This window comes from Streptomyces sp. 378, from assembly GCF_030124145.1.
Taxonomy (GTDB): Bacteria; Actinomycetota; Actinomycetes; order Streptomycetales; family Streptomycetaceae; genus Streptomyces.
The window spans coordinates 1-19402 of record NZ_JASKMS010000040.1 but is presented as its reverse complement, the minus strand read 5'-3'; the positions used below and the strand labels follow the sequence as shown (position 1 = coordinate 19402).

Annotated in this window: 24 protein-coding genes; 13 read left to right on the top strand and 11 right to left on the bottom strand. The window is 71.0% G+C overall.

The features are described from left to right. Positions 1 to 9 precede the first annotated feature (9 nt). The 11 genes from QNO09_RS35395 to QNO09_RS35345 form a co-directional block, all read right to left on the bottom strand. The gene (locus QNO09_RS35395) at positions 10 to 951 is read right to left on the bottom strand and encodes a hypothetical protein (protein ID WP_283974338.1); all 942 of its coding nucleotides are present in this window, start codon (positions 949 to 951) and stop codon (positions 10 to 12) included. Between the two features lie 181 nt (positions 952 to 1132). Then, the gene (locus QNO09_RS35390; protein ID WP_283974337.1) at positions 1133 to 1312 is read right to left on the bottom strand and encodes a hypothetical protein; all 180 of its coding nucleotides are present in this window, start codon (positions 1310 to 1312) and stop codon (positions 1133 to 1135) included. Between the two features lie 461 nt (positions 1313 to 1773). After that, complete coding sequence (locus tag QNO09_RS35385) at positions 1774 to 2346, bottom strand: hypothetical protein (RefSeq protein WP_283974336.1); 573 nt, start codon at positions 2344 to 2346, stop codon at positions 1774 to 1776. A gap of 11 nt (positions 2347 to 2357) precedes the next feature. Further along, complete coding sequence (locus QNO09_RS35380) at positions 2358 to 3872, bottom strand: VirB4 family type IV secretion system protein (RefSeq protein ID WP_283974335.1); 1515 nt, start codon at positions 3870 to 3872, stop codon at positions 2358 to 2360. A 28-nt stretch (positions 3873 to 3900) separates the two neighbouring features. Continuing rightward, positions 3901 to 4362 (bottom strand): DUF6238 family protein, encoded by a 462-nt coding sequence (locus QNO09_RS35375; RefSeq protein WP_283974334.1) that lies wholly within the window; start codon positions 4360 to 4362, stop codon positions 3901 to 3903. 100 nt (positions 4363 to 4462) lie between these two features. Beyond that, positions 4463 to 5935: an SCO6880 family protein gene (locus tag QNO09_RS35370; protein ID WP_283974333.1), complete on the bottom strand. Its 1473-nt coding sequence runs from the start codon at positions 5933 to 5935 to the stop codon at positions 4463 to 4465. A gap of 81 nt (positions 5936 to 6016) precedes the next feature. After that, a complete protein-coding gene (locus tag QNO09_RS35365; RefSeq protein ID WP_283974332.1) occupies positions 6017 to 7393 on the bottom strand; it encodes an SCO6881 family protein in 1377 nt (458 codons plus the stop codon). Between the two features lie 36 nt (positions 7394 to 7429). Further along, on the bottom strand, positions 7430 to 8122 hold the full coding sequence (locus QNO09_RS35360) for a hypothetical protein (protein ID WP_283974331.1): 693 nt from the start codon (positions 8120 to 8122) through the stop codon (positions 7430 to 7432). After that, complete coding sequence (locus QNO09_RS35355) at positions 8122 to 8436, bottom strand: DUF6112 family protein (protein WP_052836973.1); 315 nt, start codon at positions 8434 to 8436, stop codon at positions 8122 to 8124. Before QNO09_RS35355 ends, QNO09_RS35360 begins: the two co-directional genes overlap by 1 nt. Positions 8437 to 8650: 214 nt before the next feature. After that, the gene (locus tag QNO09_RS35350) at positions 8651 to 9016 is read right to left on the bottom strand and encodes a hypothetical protein (protein WP_283974330.1); all 366 of its coding nucleotides are present in this window, start codon (positions 9014 to 9016) and stop codon (positions 8651 to 8653) included. A 175-nt stretch (positions 9017 to 9191) separates the two neighbouring features. Beyond that, on the bottom strand, positions 9192 to 10322 hold the full coding sequence (locus QNO09_RS35345; protein WP_283974329.1) for a C40 family peptidase: 1131 nt from the start codon (positions 10320 to 10322) through the stop codon (positions 9192 to 9194). A gap of 518 nt (positions 10323 to 10840) precedes the next feature. Between QNO09_RS35345 and QNO09_RS35340 the strand changes: the two genes are divergently transcribed. From QNO09_RS35340 to QNO09_RS35280, 13 genes are all read left to right on the top strand, one after another. Then, positions 10841 to 11596 carry a DNA-methyltransferase gene (locus tag QNO09_RS35340; protein WP_283974328.1) on the top strand — a complete coding sequence of 252 codons (756 nt, stop codon included), beginning with the start codon at positions 10841 to 10843 and terminating at the stop codon, positions 11594 to 11596. A gap of 251 nt (positions 11597 to 11847) precedes the next feature. Further along, entirely contained in the window at positions 11848 to 12390 is a 543-nt protein-coding gene (locus QNO09_RS35335) for a DUF4913 domain-containing protein (protein ID WP_076688693.1), read from the top strand. Next, complete coding sequence (locus QNO09_RS35330) at positions 12387 to 12872, top strand: type II toxin-antitoxin system RelE family toxin (RefSeq protein WP_283974327.1); 486 nt, start codon at positions 12387 to 12389, stop codon at positions 12870 to 12872. Before QNO09_RS35335 ends, QNO09_RS35330 begins: the two co-directional genes overlap by 4 nt. Positions 12873 to 12890: 18 nt before the next feature. Beyond that, complete coding sequence (locus tag QNO09_RS35325) at positions 12891 to 13586, top strand: hypothetical protein (protein WP_283974326.1); 696 nt, start codon at positions 12891 to 12893, stop codon at positions 13584 to 13586. A gap of 25 nt (positions 13587 to 13611) precedes the next feature. Then, positions 13612 to 14355, top strand: coding sequence for a hypothetical protein (locus QNO09_RS35320; RefSeq protein WP_283974325.1), 744 nt, complete (start codon positions 13612 to 13614; stop codon positions 14353 to 14355). A gap of 180 nt (positions 14356 to 14535) precedes the next feature. Beyond that, positions 14536 to 14856 (top strand): SH3 domain-containing protein, encoded by a 321-nt coding sequence (locus QNO09_RS35315; protein ID WP_502962386.1) that lies wholly within the window; start codon positions 14536 to 14538, stop codon positions 14854 to 14856. A gap of 97 nt (positions 14857 to 14953) precedes the next feature. Beyond that, positions 14954 to 15436, top strand: coding sequence for a hypothetical protein (locus tag QNO09_RS35310; protein ID WP_283974323.1), 483 nt, complete (start codon positions 14954 to 14956; stop codon positions 15434 to 15436). Then, a complete protein-coding gene (locus tag QNO09_RS35305; protein ID WP_283974322.1) occupies positions 15433 to 15876 on the top strand; it encodes a hypothetical protein in 444 nt (147 codons plus the stop codon). Before QNO09_RS35310 ends, QNO09_RS35305 begins: the two co-directional genes overlap by 4 nt. Positions 15877 to 15886: 10 nt before the next feature. Next, entirely contained in the window at positions 15887 to 16300 is a 414-nt protein-coding gene (locus tag QNO09_RS35300) for a hypothetical protein (protein ID WP_283974321.1), read from the top strand. A gap of 42 nt (positions 16301 to 16342) precedes the next feature. Then, positions 16343 to 17185 (top strand): winged helix-turn-helix transcriptional regulator, encoded by an 843-nt coding sequence (locus QNO09_RS35295; protein ID WP_283974320.1) that lies wholly within the window; start codon positions 16343 to 16345, stop codon positions 17183 to 17185. After that, on the top strand, positions 17182 to 17697 hold the full coding sequence (locus tag QNO09_RS35290; protein WP_283974319.1) for a regulator: 516 nt from the start codon (positions 17182 to 17184) through the stop codon (positions 17695 to 17697). The genes QNO09_RS35295 and QNO09_RS35290 overlap by 4 nt, the downstream gene beginning before the upstream one ends. Before the next feature lie 44 nt (positions 17698 to 17741). After that, a complete protein-coding gene (locus QNO09_RS35285; RefSeq protein WP_502962385.1) occupies positions 17742 to 18929 on the top strand; it encodes an MFS transporter in 1188 nt (395 codons plus the stop codon). A 31-nt stretch (positions 18930 to 18960) separates the two neighbouring features. Continuing rightward, positions 18961 to 19263 carry a hypothetical protein gene (locus QNO09_RS35280; RefSeq protein WP_283974317.1) on the top strand — a complete coding sequence of 101 codons (303 nt, stop codon included), beginning with the start codon at positions 18961 to 18963 and terminating at the stop codon, positions 19261 to 19263. The last annotated feature ends 139 nt before the right edge of the window (positions 19264 to 19402 follow it).

The following is a 19402-nucleotide window of genomic DNA, read 5'->3' as shown; positions in this document are numbered from 1 at the left end:
GGGAAGGAATCAGGGCGTGCGCCTGGCCGGTGGGGCGGCTTTCGGCGATGAAGGCGGGAGGACCCGTGGCGGAAGGGGCGACCCGTTGGCCGGGATAGAGGGCAGTCGCGGTGCCGGCGCGAGCGGAGTGAGGGCCCGCATGCGGTCCTCGGCCACGTGCAGGACCTCGGAGAGGTTGCGGATCTCGGCGGCTGCGTCGGCGAGGTCGTAGGACAAGTCGAAGCCGTCGTCCTCCTCGGCTTCCTTGGCCTTCTCCCCGGCTGCTTCGAAGAACTCGCCCAGCTGCGCCAGCAGGCCCTCGGTGGGTTCCAGGATCTGGTGCAGCAGGGCAGCGGCATCCGCAGGTGACTCGACTCCGTTGAGCCGGTCGGTCAGATCGCGTAGCGCGTCGCCGTAGACGTAGCGGGGGCCAGGATGCGGTGTGCCGGGGACAGCCCGGACCTCGTGCGGGGCTGACGGCTGGGCTGGGGGCACGTGTGAGCTTTCGTGGGGCAAGGCGGGGTGCAGTAGCAGCCCGAGCTGGGCGAGGCGGTGGTCGATCGCCTCGATCAGGGGTTGGGCGCTGCCGCCGTGGAGGGCTTCGGGCCGCTGGGGAGCACTGGGGTCGTCGGAGGGAGCCGAGTCGTAGATGACCTCGAACAGCGTCTGGTCGTCGGGGTGCTCGCGAGTGGTGATCCAGCCCTCCGGGTCTCCGGGTGGTCGCTCGGAGGGCGGGTCGTGCGGCGGACTGATGACCAGGTAGCTGTCGTCGGGGAGCCAGACGCGCACGATGTAGGTGCTGAGGCCGAATTCGATGTCGCACTGCAGTCCGCGTGCCCGCAGTGGAGTGATGACGTGTGCGTAGCGACGCCACAGCTCCTGCCACCACGGCGTGTGCACGTTGCGGTGGTCGGGAATCGGCGCGAGCGGTACCGGGCGGGGTTCCGGGGTGGTCGTCTCGTCAGCGGCCATGGCTCCTCCTGCGGCTGCCGCCGCTTGCGGCCCGGAGGTAGGCGTGCGGGTCGTCGGGGCGCGGGGGAGAGGTCAAAGGGTGTGATCCTTCCTGCCGGCAGGCAGAGCTGCGACGGCTGTGGCGTCGAGGTGATCCGGAGTGCAGTGGATCAGGGCGCGCACGGGCACGGCCGATGGAGAGCTAACGGCGAGGCGCGGGGCCGGTGGAGGGGGGAGCGGGCGGCAGGCCCGCGGTAGCTCCACGCGAGGCGTCGGCCGGCGTGGCGGGGGCGGGGGCCGGGTCATAGGCGGCGCGCAGCCTGTTCAGACCGGCTTCGTCGGCGAGAGCGAGGACGGACAGCGCCCGGCTGGCCGCTGTCATCAGCAGGTGTGAGGGGGATCCCTCAGCAGCGTCGCGGTTCTCGCGCCGCCACCGGGCGGCGGCGGCGAGGTAGGCGCTCAGGGCGCGCAGCGCAGGTTCGGCGGCGTCCAGGACGTGGTCGGTGACCGCATCGATCTCCGCCGGGGTCCGGGCCGCGGTGAGGGCGTCCAGGTACGGGCCGAGGTGGGGAGCGTCCCAGGGCTGGTCGGGCAGCGGGTGCGCGTCACGGAAGGCCCGTGCGTCCCGTCGTGCCCACCGCTTCAGGTCGTTGTCGGTGGCGAGGTTGTACCGGGCGGCATGGATCTGGTCGGCGTCGCGGCCGACGTTGTCGTAGAGATCGAAGTCTGGGTCGCGGGGGATGATGCGGAAGCCCTTCGGGCTGGTGCGGGCTGCAGGTCGTTGCGGTCGAACTCCGCCGGGGTGGCGATCTGTTGCACGAACAGTCCACGGCTCCGGCGCGGTCAGCGGTGGAGACCGCCAGGCCGGGACGGCGGAGGCTCCGGCGGTCCCTCCCGGCGGGTCAGCGGCGCAAGGAAGCGCTGGACGCCGAGGTGGCCGTCGAGTTCCTTGGCTGCGTCGCGAAGGGACTCCGAGGCACGCCGCAGAAAAGCGCGCGCTGAGGCGTGGTCGATGACCATGCGATTCGTGAGGTAGTGCCGGTCGGTGGGGTTGGCGGTCCGGGGCAGGGCCAGGGCGTTCTCCGCGGTCTCGGTGAAGTGCGGGGCTGCGTGGCTGGAGATGGTCGCCGCCGAGGCGAGGTGCTTCAGGACGGCCCGGCCGGTCCGGGTGGTGTGGTGGGGGCTCCGGACGAAGTCAGCGGCCAGCCGGAGGACATCGCGGGAGAGGTCCTGCGCGTCGGTGGCGTGCTGGAGCAGCGCAGTGTAGGACGGCGCGGCCGGAACGTGCCCGTTCTCGTCGAGCAGCTCCCACCGCTGGGCGGCGTCGTGCAGTTTGTCCTTCACGGCGTGGAGTGCGTGGATGAGGTGCAAGGCGTCGTCGCGCGGGATCAGGTCGCGCGGGAAGTCGGGGTTCACGGTCCTCTTGGTCAGTGCATCCGGGCGTCGGTGTCGAAGAGCGCCAGTTCGTGGCTGTGCAGGAGGTGCTGCACGATGAAGGATCGGCCGGCGACTTTCCACAGGCCGCGCCCTCGGTTGAGGTGCGCGATGGCGTCCATCTCGACGGAGGTCAGGCCGAGCAGGGAGGCCGCGGCGTGGAGCTGGTCGGTCTCCTGGCGGTAGATGATCCGGGTGCTGCAGTCGGCGAGGAGTCCCTCGGCTAGGGCGCGGCCTTGTGATCCGGCGTCGCCGGCGGTGAGCAGGTCGGACAGCCGGTGGATCACCATGAGGTTGGCGATGCCGAGGCCGCGGCTGAGCTTCCACTGGGCCTGCATCCGTTGGAGCAGGCCGACGTGCCGCATCAGGCGCCATGCCTCGTCGTACACGACCCAGCGCCGGCCGCCGCTGGGATCGGAGAGGGCGGATTCCATCCAGGCACTGGCGCAGGTCATCGCGAGGACGAGGGCGGTGTCGTCCCCGGAGCCGCCGAGGCGGGACAGGTCGATGGTGAGCATCGGCGCGTTCGGATCGAAGGCGACGGTGGAGGGGGCGTCGAACATGCCGGCCAGGTCGCCGTGGACCAGGCGCCGCATGGCGTGGGCCAGGTCTCGCGCTGCGTCGCCGAGTTGGCCCGACATCATCCCGGCGGCCTCGTCGAGCGCGTGCGGGTTGTTGAGGGCGGCGGCGACGTCGCCGAGGAGCGGGGTGCGGTGCGTGTCGGCGGCGCGGGTGACGACGGCGTCGAGGGCGACGTCCAGGGCGGTGTGCTCCATGGGCATCAGGTCCCGGCCTAGGACGGTGCGGGCAAGGGAGCCGAGCAGGAGCAGACGTCGTTTGCGGATCTCGCCGACCCAGTCGGCCTCGGCCACGCTCTCCGGTCGCGGGGCCGCGTCCAGGGGGTTCAGGCGACCCGGCAGTCCGGGACCGAGGGCGACGGACCGGCCGCCGAGGGCTTCCGCCACCGGAGTCCACTCGCCCTTCGGGTCGCACGGGACGTAGACGCGGTATCCGAAGGCGACTGACCGCAGCGCGAAGGACTTGGCCAGCGCGCTCTTGCCCTGGCCGATCACGCCGGCGAGGAGCAGGTTCGGGTTGGTGAACCCCTCGACCTTGCCGTACAGAGCGAACGGGTCGAAGACGAATGACGCCTCAGCGTGGACGTCGCGGCCGATGTAGATGCCCTCGGCGCCGAGTCCGCCTTCGGCGAGGAAGGGATAGGCGCCGGCCGCGACGGCGGTGGTCATGCGGTGGGCGGGGAGTTTCAGCCGGTTCCCGCGGGCGGAGGCGGGCCCGGGGCGTCCGCTCGGTGGGTAGAGCGGAGCGGGCATCTGCTGCTCGGGGCGGGTGCTTTCGCTCTGGTGGGCGCTGGCTTCCGCGCGGGCTTTCGCGGCGGCCTCGGCGAGCTGGCGGCGGGCGGCCTTGCGGCTGGCGCGGTCGGTGCCGTGGGGGGTGAACAGCGGGCTGGCGGACGCGCGGCGGGCGCGACGGGCGGGCCGGTGGCTCATCGGGGGCCCTCGATTCTGCGGGTGGTGCTCATCGCACGCAGGCCGTGGTGTGCGGGCGGAGGTCGGTGGGGGTGGTCTTGCGGCGGACTACGTGTCCGGCGGCGAGGTGGCGTTGGCAGATCGTCAGCACGGGCGGGCCATCGGGGAGCCGTTCTGGATGGCAGGCGCTTGTCTCGGCGTCGGCCTGGGGTGTGCCGGGCAGCAGGTGGAAGGCGGCGTGGACTTCGCTCGTGGCCTGCCAGAGCCTGGTGTGGGCGGTGGCCAGGTGACGTCCGGCGGCCGGGTGAGCGGGCCGGGTGTTGTCGGCGAGCCGGTCCAGAAGCTGGAGCAGAGCGGTGAGGTGGGCGTGCAGCACGTCAAGGTGCAGACGATCTCCGGGCTTGGGCGGGTCCGCGTCCGACGGCGCTAGGGTCCGTGCGTGGTGGCGGATGCCGGCGCTCGCGGCGCGGAGGTAGGGGTGCGCGTCGTCGGGGCGCGTAGGAGAGGTCAAAGGTGGTGGTCCTTCCTGCCGGTAGGCAGGGCGGCGACGGGCGTCCCGTCGCGGGTGATCCGGAGTGCAGTGGGCCAGGGCGCGCACGGGCGCGGCTGGTTCACAGGGCGGTGCGGGCGAGCGGGAGCGCGGAGAGGGCGAAGGCGTCCGGCTGCTGGTAGTTGAGTCTGCGGAGGTCGACGCCGGAGGTGACGGCGTGGGTCTCGATCTGTGCGCAGGCGGCGTCCAGGAGGGCGTCGGTCTCGGCGGTGACGGTGACCAGGCCGGTCAGGGCCACGTCCGCGTGCCCGGCGATGAGCTGGCGTTCGCGGGTCTTGACGTCGGCGTACTCGACGGAATCCTCTTCGGAGTCGACTTGCCCGCGGCGGGCGCGCTCGTTGGCGTCGGCGATGATCGCGGCCTTCTTGCGCTGGACGTCCCGCAGTGCGGACTCGAGCCCCTGCGGCACGTAGATAAGGGAGAGGCTGCGACGCACGCCGGCCGTGAACATCAGACCGTGCAGGAACCCCGCCCCCATCTCGGTCCTCGGCCAGTTCTCCACCCAGTACGTCGCGTGCCGCGCGCTGTCGGTGGCGAGGCGGTCGTACTCCTCGAACTGCACGACGGGACCGGCGGCTGCAGGGTCGGCCTCGGCACGGCCGGTCTCGGACCACTGCTGGAGCGCGGCGAGCGCCTTTGGGTCATAGGCGGTGCGAATGACGGCGGCGATCTCCCGCGCGCTCAGCCACCCGGTGACCATCAGGCCGGCGTTGCGGGCGGCCTGGGCGATGGACGCGGTGGTCTGCTCCATGACGGTGAACGCCCCGGGCAGCCCTCCGCCGGCCTGGTTGATCAGGCGCCGGGCAGCCTTGAGGTCGAGGGAGATGGCGAGGTACGTCTCGTGCGGAGCGGCGGCCGGGCCGGCCGAGGCGACCAGTTCGGAGTAGACCTGTCCGGCGACGGGGGCCTGGGGCTGCCCGTTCTGGGTCCAGTGGCGGGTGAGCGTGTCACCGCTGTCGGGCACGGTGCGCTCCAGCACCTGCACGGTGGCGACGTGCCCGGTGCGGGCGATACCCGCCAGCGCGCGCCCCCAGCTGCTCACGTTGTGGTTCTGGGTCGCGGGGTCGAGGAGGGCGAAAGCACGGCTGCTGACGCGGGCGATGGCGGTCAGGGTCTGCTGGTGCGGGTCGTGCACGGCCGCAGCTCCGTTGGCGGAATCGCCGGGGGTGACGACCTTGAGGGAAGCGGCGGTGCCGGGCAGATGGAGGACGCCGTCCTGCCGGGGACGGGTGACGGGCCGGGCGAGCCAGAGGGTCTGGCCGGTACGGCGGCGGTGCGCGTACCGGGTGACGATCGGTGCCCAGTCGATGAGGGAGCGGCCGTGCCGGCGGATCGCGACCAGTGCACCGGATGCCGCCCACAGCGGGGCCAGGGCGAGGGCGCCGAGCAGTCCGGTGGAGATCACCGTCATCAGCAGCAGGGCCAGCGTGCAGAAGACGAGTACGAGTTGGGGCAGGGAGAGGCCGAGGAGGATGCCGCGGCGGCTGCGGTGGGGGAACTTCACCGTGACCGGGGCGACGGAGAGATCAGTCATGGGGGCGGGTCCTGGAGGCGCGGGTGGAGTCCGGGGGCGGGAGGTGGTGTGCACGTCCCGCCCCCGGGAGTCGGGCAGGGGTCAGAGACCGGTCGGAGGCGGCGGCGGAGCCGACCCGCTCGACGCGGCGTCCTGTGAGCCGGAGGATGGGGGTGCGCCCTGCGGAGGCGGTGTCGTCGTCGGCGGAGTGGTCTGCCATCCGCCGCCCTGGCCGGACGCGGCATTCGCGCCGGATCCGCCGGGTCCGGGGCTGCCTCCCACCTGGCCGCTGGTGTCGTCGGACACGCTCGTCGGCGCGGGCTGGACGGCCTTCTCCAAGCCGGACTTGACCGCGTCGCCGCCGGGCGAGGAACCCGTTCCGCCGCTCTGCGATCCCTCCTTGCCCTCTCCGCCTCCGCCGGTCGGGTTGGCGGCGATGTCGCCAGGGAAACCGCCTCCGGCAGCAGCCTCACTGCCCAGCGCTGCGGCGCCTGCTCCGGCGGCAGCACCACCGGTTCCGGCGGTGGCCGCAGCGGCGGCGGTCTTACGGGCGGCCTTCTCGGCGTGAGCCTTGGCCATCTGGGCCCCAGCGCCACCGGCCCGGTGGATGGACTCGCCGTCGGTGCCTTCGGCTGCCCAGTGCACGAACTTGAAGACGGCGTACGGGCACAGCAACACCAGAATCATGATCACGATGCCGGACATCACGTCGGCCAGAGCGGCGATACCATCGCCGGCCTCGGTCTTGCCCATGGCGGCGATACCGAGCACGAAGATCACGGTCATCAGCAGCTTGGAGACGACGAGGGTGGCGGTGGCTTCGATCCAGCCCCTGCGCCAGCGGCGCGCGACCTCCCAGCCACCGCCGGCGGAGGCGAAGACGGCCAGGGTGACCATGACGAGGATGCCGACCTTGCGGACCATCATCACGCACCAGTAGAGGAACGCGCCGATGGCGGCGCCGAGACCGGCGACTGCCGACACGAGCCAGCCCAGTGCGGACAGGCCCGGGATCTGGCCGACCTTCACGATGCGGCGCACAGCCGACTCGATGTTCAGGTTCGCTGTCTTGAGCAGGCCGGCGGACAGGGCGTCGACCACTTCGACGGCGACCGTGGTCAGGGCGATGGCGCAGAAGGCGAACAGGACGCCCGACATGGTGCCGGTGAACGCTTGTGTCAGGGCTTGTCCGTCGCGCCTGACGGCGGCTCGGACCAGCTGCGCGCAGAACGTCGCGACCAGCAGAACCAGGCCCAGCGGCAGCAACATTTCGTAGTTGTCCCGGAACCACCCGGCATTCAGGTCCACCTTGGTGGTGGTGTTGACTGCCTCGGCCGCCAGGTCGGCTGCGGCGGCTGCCAGTTCACCGGCGGACTTCGCCATCCAGTCGCCCATGGCCTTGGCGGGGTCCGAGGCGAAGTCGACCGCGTCACCGACGGCGCACAGCTTGTCGGCCAGGGGGAAATCACAGAAACCCACGGGGAGTTACTCCTCCATTCTTGTGTCAGGCGCGGGTCACTGCGTGACGCTCGGTGCGATGGCGGCCAGGGTGCAGTCGTGGTTCGGGCGGCACTGGACGGCGAGGGTCACGGCCCGTTCCTCGGCCCCTCCGCCGCCCTTCTTCCAGCGGAGCGTCTGCTTGCCGTTGACGGTGACGACGTAGATGTACGCCTCGGTGATCGCGGACGGGTCGTCGGCCAGGGCCGCCTTGAAGGCGGACGGGTAGTGGCCCTCGGTGACGCTGGCGGTGGCGTGCTGGTCCTGGTCGGCCATCCGCGACCACAGCACTGGATCGGGAACCTGGCCGGAGACCGAGGCCCAGTCGGCGTACTTGGTCTCCGTGGTCATCCAGGCGCGCATGCCGGCGAGCTGCTGGTCGCGGCTGGTGTCGCGGGTGTCGTAGGACCACAGCATCTGGGCCGCCGCCTTGGCGTAGGCGACCGGTTCGGAGATCTGCGGAGGCTTGGGCACCGATCCGGATCCGGAGGAAGGCTTCGGGGCGGCCTCGGAGGAGGACGGGCTGCCAGTCGGGGCGGGCGCGGCACTGTCCGGGGCTTGGTGACCGTTGCCGCCGCCGGTCAGCAGGGCGACGATCGCGGCGAGGGCGAGCAGGACGGCGACGGCGGAGGCGACGATCGCGATGCGCCGGTTGGCCGACCAGCCCGAGCCGTACGAGGACAGCGAAAGGGAAGGGAAACGGTTTCGCATCAGTGGACCTGAGACCCCAGGCCGGAGAAGAAGGCCACGATGCCGTTCGCGGCACCCAGACCGAGGGCGGCGCCGGCGGCGACGACCGCGCCCTTCTTTCCGTTGGCCTCGGCCTGGTGGCCGCCGGTGTGGTGGCCCCAGGCCCATACGCCGAGCGAGACGGCGAGGGCGCCGACGACGGCGATGATCCCGAACATGTTGATGCTGTTGACCACGTTCTTCAGCACGGCGAGGCCAGGCAACCCGCCGCCCTTGGGCGAGATTCCTGGGTCGTAGGCGAGCTGTATGACGCGGTCTGCGAGAGGGACGGACATAGGTGTGGCGGGCTCCTTGCATACGCGGGCCAGGTGAGGGCCGGCGGGAAAAGCGAAGCGGAGGGGGACGTGCGCTCGGGGCGCGAAAGTGGCCGCGGCGGCGGCTTGCCCGGACCTGCGTCGGGCAGAGGCGGGGAGAGTCCACTCCTCGGGCCGGGGCGCGGCTTCGAAGCCGCCTTTTCTGCTCGGGGCCAGGGAGGGCTGCCGGGGCGCGCTACTTCGGAATCGGCGGCTTCGGTGCCGGGTTCGACTCGTACGGGTTGGCGCAGTCGTAGATCATGTATCCGCGGATCTTCTTGCCGTCGGACTTCCGGGTCACCGCGCCGCGGGTGTACCAGGTCTTCTCTGCGCGCTTGTACGCGAACTGGTTATAGGCGACCTTGTCGTGCCGGTAGGCGATGCCCACGACGGCGGACTTCTTCGAAGGATCCTTGCGGACCTTGACCGCCTTGCACGAGATCGTCGTGTGGCCGGTGTCGTACGCCTGGGCTGTGGAGGCGCTGGCCAGGCCGCCGGCGGCAACTGTGAGGCCGATCGAGCTGGCCGCGAGGGCGCGCCGGACGCGGGAGGGGATTGTCACGTGGATGCTCCGGGGGGTTGGGAGATAGAGAGTGGGCCGTTCGACTCGTCCTGCTGGGCGGTTCGTCGGGCGAGACGGCGAGCGCGGAGGGGGTTGGCCTCCGAGCCCGGCTATCGGGCAGACCACTGGCGAGGTCCTGGCGACGGCGGCTCGCGGGCCTGCGGGCTGACCGGGGTCAGAGGACGCGGCGGGCGGCGAGAATGTCCCAGTCCTTGATCGGGGTGATCCGGACCGGCTTGGTGGTGCGCGGCGCCTCGATCACGAGGCCCTCGCCCATGTACATGCCGACATGCTCGGGCCGTGCGGCGCTGCCGCGGCTGAAGATCAGGTCACCGGGCTTGAGGTGAGCGGGCGAGACCGCCTTGCCCTCGTTGACCTGCGTGTACGTGGTGCGGGTGAGCGTGATGCCGGCATGGGCGTACGCCTGCTGCATCAGGGAGCTGCAATCGCAGCGGCCCATGGGGTCGGGGCCGTGCGCGTCCGTGCAGGATCCGCCCCACTGGTAGAGCGTGCCGAGTTGGTGCATCGCCCACTCGATGGCCTTTCGGGCCTTCGGGTCGGCGTCCTTGGGGATCGAGTAGCCCTTGGGGACGCTCCCTTCGGGGATGCGGCCGAAGCCGGAACCGTCCTGGCCCGGCGCGCAGCCGGTCGTGCTGGTCGACGGCTTCTCGCCCTGGTTCGTGTCCTTGCCGTCCGCGTCGCCGGCGCCGGGGAAGGTCTTGGCGATGGCGCTCTGCAGCGCGGTGGCCAGGTTCTCCCACTGCGCATACGCGTCCGGGAGACCGGACTTCTGCACGGCCTGGGCAGCCTGGGTGACGGTCATCTGCTGCCAGCCGTCCACCTTGAACAAGTGCTTGTAGAACTGCTCGGAGGCGTAGACCGGATCGCGGATCTGCTGGGCGCTGCCCCAGCCCTGGGAGGGACGCTGCTGGAAGAGACCGAGGGAGTCGCGGTCGCCGTAGTTGAGGTTGCGCAGCCGACTCTCCTGCATCGCCGTGGCGAGCGCGATGATCTGTCCCTTCTTGGGGACGTCGAGGGAGAGGCCGGCGGCCACGATCGTCTGGGCATTTGGGACCTGCTCGGCGGGCAGGTCCAAGCCCTCGACGTGCACGTTTTTGCCGGAGGCGCCGTCGAGGATCTTGGTTACCTGCTCGGCGACCTTGTCGCTGTCGATGTCGGTCAGGCAGCCGCTGAAGGAGCCGCTGCTCTGCACGGCATCGGCGGAGGAGGCCAGCATCATGCCGGTGCCAGCGATCAGGATCGGGGAGAGGAAGACGACGCCGATGCCGGCGGCGAGCCCCTTCAATCTGAGCGGACCGCTCGCCGGTCAGCGGTTTCGGGCATGGGTGGGTAGCGAGACGTCATGAACGGCTCCTTGAGGGGTGCGGTGTCCGGCGTGCCGCGTGCGCGAGGCGTGGTGGAAGGGCGCGGCGGCCGGGGTGGGCGATCGGAGGCGGGCCGGTGTGGGCGAGTTGCCGCTCGCTCCGTGTGTGGCCGTGCCGTGAGCTAGGTGTGCCGGGGCAGGGGGGTACCTCCGTGAGGTGTGGCAGGGGAGTAGCCAGCGGCGGTGTGCGCCGGGCGGTTCAAAAACAGTAGGCGCGGATCGGCGGTTGACCAAAAAGTTCGGCGTGAGGTGCCGGAAACCGGCACCTCAGCACGGCACTTCTTGGTCGTCGGCGGATTCGGCTCTACAGTTTTTGGACTCCCCCTCGCCTTCCTCCGCCTGTGGCCATGGGCTTCTGCATGCCCATTTCCGGCCCGCGAGGACTCCCGTACGAGGCAGGGTTTCCCTCCGCGTTTCCGCACCTGAATTGGGGTTCCTCTTTGCCTTTTTCCCTGCACCAGGGCGACGCTCTGGCCGTTCTCTCCGGTCTCCCGGACGGCTGCGTCGACTCCGTCATCACCGACCCGCCGTACAACAGCGGCGGCCGGACCGCGAAGGAGCGCACCACCCGCTCCGCGAAGCAGAAGTACACCTCCGCCGATGCCAAGAACGACCTTGCCGACTTCACTGGCGAGAACATGGACCAGCGGTCCTACTCGTTCTGGCTGACGCAGATCATGACTGAGGCCCACCGGCTGACGAAGACCGGCGGGACCGCGCTGCTGTTCACCGACTGGCGCCAACTCCCCACGACGACGGACGCCATTCAGGCCGCCGGATGGCTGTGGCGCGGTGTGCTGGCCTGGCACAAGCCGCAGGCCAGGCCCCAGAAGGGCCGGTTCACCCAGAACTGCGAATTCATCGTCTGGGCGTCCAAGGGGCCGATCGACGGCTCCCGGAACCCGGTCTACCTGCCGGGTATGTACTCGGCTTCGCAGCCCTCGGGGGCGAAGCGCCAGCACATCACGCAGAAGCCGGTCGAGGTGATGCGCGAGCTGGTCAAGATCAGCCCCGAAGGCGGCACGGTCCTCGACTTCTGCGCCGGCTCCGGCTCCACGGGCGTCGCCGCCCTGCTGGAAGGCCGGGACTTCATCGGCGTGGAGAAGACCGAGCACTACGCGTCGATCGCGGCCGACCGGCTCACCGAGACGATCCGCGCAACCCTCACGCAGGACGACCTGGTTCTCGCCGTCTGATCCGGGTCCTCTCCTGCCGCCAACGCAACCGGCTCCCTGCTTAGCCGCTGGCGGAGCACCGCCGGAGCGGACGTGCGATTTCGCTGTCCGGTCCGTGCAACGACGCTTTCGCCCTTCTCTTATCCCGTGTCTCGTAGGAGGCCGAACTTTCAATGTCCGAAACCGCAAAGCCCTCTGGCGATGCCGAGTTGGAGCCGGTTCGCATTCCGGATCCGCAGTTGGAGGGAATCGAGGCGAGCGTGCGGCGGCTCATGGAGCAGTCGGCGCAACAGGCTCAGCAGCTGGACCACCTCGCTTCCGCGCCGGCGCCGAGCGGGTCACCGTTCGCCGCGTTCGGCATGCCGGGACTCGGCGGGCCTCCAGCCGCCGCTCCACCGGAGCCCCGCCCGATCCTGGAACTCGACGGGGAGGAACGGGAAGACGAACTCGACGCCCTCTCGGACTGGGTCGACGACTTCTTCCTCCCGGTCTACGGGGCGGAGGTCACCACCGCGGCACCCTGGTGCCTGCAGTGGCAGGAACACGACGACGTCGTGGCCTGGCTCCACGCCCTGTGGCTCGCCTACCAGCAGCACAAGGACCCCGAAGCCGGGCTCTCCGGGCTGTTCGTGTGGCACCGCGACTTCCTCACCCACGCCGTCGCCGCGATCCGCGCGCCGGGCGGACCGCTGTCAGCCTGCATGACCTCCCCCGACCGGCCCGCGCACCGTCTCCTGCCCGGCCCGCCGCCGTCCGTGCGCACCGAGACGACGGCCACGGAGGAAGCCACCGAGCCGGACGAGCCGACGTCGTGACCGCGGGAGCGGGACAGCCCGCCTTCGGACTGAGCTTCGACCCTCGCGCGCTGACTGATCTCCTCCAGGCCCCCAGCGATATCCGCGACCTCACCCTCGCCTACCTGCAGGAAGTCGTGAACGCGCAGCGCTTCGGACAGCGCCTCGACGGCGACCTGGAGGGATTCCGGAAGCTGTTCGTGGACCGCCGCAAGGACTGGCGCGTCGTCTACCACGTCCGCCCGGCGCCTGCGGAATCCGCCCACCCCAAGGAGATCCACGTCGTCGCGGTCCGGCCGCGTGCGGGCAACGACGTCTACGACGAGGTCGGCCGCCGCCTGGGGATGACTCGCCGGCCGCTGAGCGCTCGGACGCACGCGGCCCGCTCGCGTTCCCCGCAGTTGACCACCCGTGCTCCCGTGCCCCGGCCCGGTCCGCCGCCTGCTGCACTGCCGGGTCTGCCCCGTCCCGCACTCAATCCCGCGCACCATCCCACCCGCTGAACGCACGGAGCGTCGCCTATGCCCCCTCAACCCGCGCCGTCCGCCCGGCGTGCGGTCACGCAGCTCGATCACCGCCTCGAAGCGGTCACCGGCCACGACATCGACACCCTGTGGGCCTACCGCGACCGCGGTGTCCTCGACGACCCGCACGCCCAGCTGGTCGACCGGCACCGCACGCTGGCCGACGCCCAGATCGGCGTCACCTTCTACCTCAAGCTGCTCAACCGGCTCACGAGCGGTGAGTTCCCTGTCGACGGCGCTCTCTTCGTACGTATCGACCGCACCGTGGACCAGCTGGAGGAAGCCGTCGGCGCGCGCGATACCGCCGCCCAAAAGGTGCTCGACGCCCTGGAGCCCATTGAGGCTGCCGCCGCAGCATCGACGCCCGATGTTGGACGGCTCTCGACTGACGACCGGGCGGCACTGCTCGCCATCGCCGGCGGTGCCAAGCTCCACGAACACCTGCTGACAGGCCGACTGTCCGTGACCGCCTCCTCCGGCACCCGCATCCCCTACCCCCAGGTGCAGCAGCTGGAACGCGCCGGCCTGATCGTCCGGGACACCAGCCATCCGGTGCACGCCGGCCAGCCCGTCTCCCTCACCGACGCCGGAAGAGCCGCACTGCTCGATGCCCGCCGGACGCCCACGATCCATGCACCGAAGAGCCCGGCTCGCCCGGGCGCATCGCCGTCCACTCCCGCGAAGCGGCGCTGAACTCCACCGATCCACCGAAAGGCTCTTGTTGTCCCCCACCGAACCGGCGCCGGCCCGGAAGTCCATCCCCCACGTCGACTTCGCATTGGACGACCTCGACTCCGACGAGGAGAGGTACCTCGACTTCTACCGCAAGGTCGCCGTCCGCGAGGACATGCTCGTCCCTCTCGCACAACACCACGACGGGACGCACAGCTACTACGTCTTGTTCGACCGCACAGCCACCTGGGGACACCCCGGCACACCCCAGCTGGTCGCCGTGCATCTGCAACGGGACTACGAAGAACAGACCTTCAGCTTCGAGCACGCACCGCTGCCGCTGCCCGCGATGGCGCAGTCCTGGCTCATCCACCGCGGCTGCCCGCCCGACGCCATCGGCCTCGACCCCGAGCTGGGACCACCACCGGCGGACGAGGCCACGCGAGCGCTGGAGCGACGCCTTGCCGAAGACGGCGACCACTACGCCATGGGCTACTCCTACACCCGTGACGACCCGGAAGACATGGTCGTCGTCGTGGTCCTGCGTGCCATGGACGAGCGAGCCCCGTCACCGTTTCGCGTTGTGGTCGAAGAGGTCGACACCGACGCCTGGACACACACCCTGCGCGAGAGCGGCTTCGACACGGTGGGCGAAGCCCTGCAGTGGTGCGAGGACCGACTCACCGGCAAGGCCGGGCCGCTCCCACCGTCCCGCTCAGCCGCCGCCGCCAGCCGCCCGGCAGGTGTAGTGAAGGCCCCTGCCCCGCGCCCGCCCGGTCGTTCTCGCTGAGCGCTATTCCAATCGCGGGCGGCGCAACATAGCCGACGATCGCCGGTTAGCCAAACCGGCGATTCTCCGGACTCTTATACAGCCGCCGGAACAACTCCCGCGACGCCTTTCCCGCATTCCCTGTGCCTTCACGGAGGTTCCTTCCGCATGCGCTCCACCCGAATTGCCATATCCGCAGCGATGCTCGGCGCGCTCGCGCTGCCGGCACTGTCCGCCACCCCCGCCAGCGCCGCGACCGTACCCACCACAGCAACCGCCATCCCCGCCGTGAGCTGCCACAACCTCCCGCCGCTCCCGTACGCGGTGCACACCAAGGCGGTGACCATCCGGTCCAAGGCCAGCTCGAAGTCCACCGCGCTCGGCGTGCTCTACAAGAGCCACAAGTTCAGCGTGTCCAAGAAGAGCGGCAACTGGCTCTACATCACGGACAAGACGACCGGCGTCAAGGGCTGGGTCTCCGGCACGTACGTCTACCGCGACGTCCGCATGTGCCTGGACTGACCGGATCCAGCACGTCCCGCTCAGCGGCGGGGGCGCCGAGTAAAGCCGCCCCTCGCATTCCCCAGGCACCGGCCTTTCCAGAACAGGAGACCCCCTTTTGACCGACGGCATATCCGATGAGTCTGCGGATGTCGTGGGCGTGCTCACCGAACAGATCGAGGCCCGCTTCGGCATGGGCATGGACCGGCTGAAGGCCGCGGTCGCCGCCGCTCCGACCGCGAACCCCGACGCCACCGACGTCGTCAAGTGGCACAGCCTTCTCGCCGAGGCCCAGTCCGTACTGGAGCGCGCGGAGGACGATCTCCTCGCGGCCCTGCAGACCCAGCCCAGCGAGGTCGACGACCCGACGATGGGCCTCGCCCACCGGGTGAACGCCGCCGTCACCACCCGCGACGGCCGGGCCATGGTCGTGCGTTGGCTCCTCGACCCGGACGCTCCGGGAAAGAAGGACCTCGCCGCACAGCGCCTGGCCCGCCTCCGGGCCCGAAGCGGCCCGGCGGTGCAGACCAGCGCCCCCAACCGGCCGGCAGGGACACCCACGCCGGCGTCGGCATGGCGGCCGGCAAGGTCCGCCCGATGAGCCGGGACAAGGCCAGCACCATGGACACCGACCTGCAGAAGGTCTTCGGGAACCCGGTACCCGAGCTGTACGAGGCGGCGTCCGGCCACGATGCCTCGCCCGCGCTCGCGCGTGCACTGGAGCTGCGCTCGTTCCTGGCGCTCACCGAGGAGCAGGTCGCCCGCGTCCGCGACCGCGTCCACGCCGACATGGATCCCGCCCGCGACATGGGCGAACTGTCGGCGGACACGCTCCGCTTCGACGCGCAGTGGCTGGAAGCAGCACTGGAGGCCCGCAACGGCTACCGCGCAGCCCTCGGCGAGCTGCTGCGCACCATGCCCCCGCCCGGCCAGCAGGCCCGGCCCACACGAACGGCTCAGCTCAGGGCCACCGCCACCCTGCCCCCGTCTGCCGCCCCGGCACCTCAGCGTGCCGGGGCGGCCCGGGCCCGCCGACCGTGAAAGCCCCCGATTGCCCCACCTCACGTCCACCGACATAGCCGGACGGATCGAGGACCTGTACGGCGCACCGCTCGCCGACCTCGAAGCCCATGCACAGGACCAGCCACCCGGCATGCTCTCCGCCCTGCTCGGCATGCACGACACCCTCGCCCAGGCCGAACGCAGCATCGACTTCCACCGCGACCACCTCGCCCGCCTCATCCACCCCGAGCGGCCAATCGGCCCGCACGAGGTCTCCCACCTCCTCGACGGCATCCGCCGGCTCACCGAAGCCGTCGCCATCCGCGAGACCCAGACCAAGTCGGCCGCCGCCGTCCTGCAGAGCCTGGCCCGCATCCCGGCCCCGACCTCTGCCTCTCCGGCTCCCACGCCGCCTGCCCCGGCCGCGCCCCTTGCGGCGCAGAGCGCGGCACACAGCCGCTGACCCCCAGGCAACCCCCTTTCCTTTCACCCAGGAGTTCCTCCCTTGGCCATCACCGCTCTGCCCCCCGATGCCGACGCCGACATCGCCCGGGTCACCGAGGCCCTCGCCATGATCACCCCGCGCTGGAACGTGAGGATCCTGCTGGCCCTCTCCGGCCCGCCGCTGCGCTACAGCGAGCTGGCAGCCAAGGTGTCCTGGCTGCAGAACGGCCAGCTCCACCCCAAGCTCAAGGCGCTGTGCGACGCCGGACTCATCGAGCGCACCGAACACACCGCACGGCACGTGACCTATGGCCACACCGAGCGAGCCACTGCCCTGCTGCCGGTCCTGCCGATGATCGTCACCTGGGCCGAGGAACACCTGGAAAAGGCCGACCGCCCGCTGCCCGCGATCGAGCAGATCGAGGACAGCCTCACCCTGCTCACCCGGCGCCACGCCGCCGCCATCCTGTGGGTGCTCAAGTCGCGCAACGAGGTCAGCGGCCGGGTGCTGGCCCGGATCGTGATGCCCAGCAGCGACTGGACCAACATCTATCCACCGCTGCGCCAGCTCGTTGCCGACGGTCTGGCCGACACCGAGGGCAACGGCCAGCCCTACCGGCTGTCCGCCGCCGGCGACGCCCTTGGCCCCGTGCTCGGCACACTGTCCGCCTGGTCCGCCGGACAGCCCCTCGACCAGGCGGCCCACCACCCCGTCTGGGGGCAGCCGCAGGCCAAGAGCGCGCCGAGGCCGTGGGTCAGTAGCCAGTCACGGCCGGCGCCTGCGGCGCTGCCACCCGCTCGGGCGATTGGGTCGTCCCCGGCGTGGCACCACCGCGACCTCTTCTCGCACGCCGCCGCCGGTCGCCCGACGGCGGCCATCCCGGCGGGAGGCCCGCGCCGATGAGCACCTCCTTCACCCCTGCCGAAGCACGTCACGCAGTCGAACTGCTGGCTTCGCGCTCCTTGATCCGTCTGGTCACCGAGATCGACGACAACGGCGCCATACCGCCGCGACGGCTCGCCGGCACCCTGCCCGACCTCTCCGCGCACCAACTGCGCAGTGCATCCCACACGGCCCGCGCCCACGGCATCGCCCGGGTCGCGCCCGGCGCCGGTCTGGAGCTCACGGAATCCGGAACGGAGCTGGCCGACCTGTACGACGCGCTAGCCCGGTGGGCGCGGCGTCACTCGCTCCCCGCCGCCGTCTGCGAGTTCAGCAGCCGCATCCAGCATGTCCTCGGCCTGCTGGCACCATCGCTCACCCCCGGGAACGCCGACCGCCCCGCACCCCTGCCCGACGCGCGCCCCATCAGTGTGGAGGCTGGGGCGGACCTGGCCTGTGCCCGCACCCTCCTGATCCAGTGGCTGGTTGGCAACCCCCAGGTGGCCAGGGCCGAGCCGGTGCGGGCCGCGTGAGCGCAGCGGTCACACCCCGGCACGCACGCCACACTGCCGGGCTGATGAGCAGCATCTACCTGCCGCGTACGGCGGACGCCTTGGCGTTCGCGATGTCCACCTACGGCATCCCGTTGCTCGTTCTGGCCACGACTGGCTCCGCCGCGCTGACAGGGGCGGCCTTCGCGCTGGAGTGGATCCCGCGCCTAGCTGCGTTCGGGTGGGCCGGATCGATCGTCGACCGGCGCGGCGCCTCGGTGGTCTTCCATCTCGCTTCCCTGGGGCGGGCGCTGGTTCTCGCCGCCGGCGCAGTCCTGCTGTACCTCTACCCGTCCGGTGCCATGGCGAGCGTGACGGTGATGTTGCTGGCGGCGGCGACCGGCGTGCTCACCGAGTTCAGCTACATCGCGACCGAGACCGCCGGAGCCGCCGCCGGCCGCCGAGCCGGATCCCAGGCCCACCGTGTCCAGGCCGTCCTGCTCGGCATCGACCAGACCGCGACCTTGGCCGGACCGGCGCTCGCCGGCGTGCTGCTGCTCGCCGGGCCGCCGTCGATGCTCGCAGTGGTCACCGTGCTCTCGCTGCTCGCCGCGATGCTCGCCCTGCGCACACCGCCCTCGCCCGTCGCCCCGGCCCGCGCACCCAAGGGGCGGCCCGGCGCCGGGCTCGTCACCGGCTGGCGCACCATCCGCGCGCTCCCCACGCTCGGCTGGCTGGTGACAGGGCTGACCCTGTCCAACCTGTCTATCGGCCTTCTCCAAGCAGCCGGTCCCGTGATCGTCGTACAGCACTTCGGGCAGTCCACCACGGCCGTCGGCCTGGTGTGGTCCGCCGCAGCGGCGGCCACCCTGGCGGCCGTCACCATCTGCCGGTTCGCGTTGGACCGCCTGGGCCTGTGGCCCGTGGGAGCCGCCTGCTCCGTCATCGCTTCGCTCGCCTGCCTCGCTGCCGCCCTGGCCCCCGACTACCTGTCCTACCTGGTCATGGTCGCGGTCCTGATGGCAGCCGATGGCGGCCTGGCGGTCGTCCTGCGAACCCTGCGCTCCCGCCTGATCCCCCCAGAGGCATTCGGCAGCACCCTGTCGGCCACCATCCTTATCCTCCTGCTGCCCTTCCCCGTCGCCGGCGTGCTCACCGCGCTCACCCCGCCCGACACGCTGGGCCACGTCATCACCGCCTGCGCCGCCCTGCAAACCCTCGGCCTGTTCTGCGCCTTCGCCCGCCTGCGCACCGACCCCGCCCTGCGCACCTGACCCAACTGTCCCCAGCCCGTGGAGAACCCTCATGACCATCGCCGCCCTCGGGGCGCACCGAGCGACCGGCCGCACCATCACCGAGCAGTTCCACGCCTTCGACGTCCGCCACCCGCACGTGTACCGCGCCCTGGAACGCATGGCCGCCCGCCGCCTGGCCGCCGGAGCCACCCGGATCAGCCTCAAGGACCTCTTCGAAGACCTACGCCGTCAACTCCCGTACGGCGTCGCCGGACTGAACAACAACTTCACCGCTCTCTACGCCCGCCGTCTGATCGACGACCACCCCCACTGGGCCGACGCGTTCGAGCTGCGCCGCCGCCGCGCCGCCTGAGACACCCCCTTTCCTGCCCTGCCGTCCCTCAATACGGAGAATCCCCTCTTGCCCGCTCGTGTTGGTACACCCGGCTATCAGTGGGCGGTTCGTGAGTTGATGTCCGTTCCGGACTTGGTTACTGCTTCTTGCTGAAGGT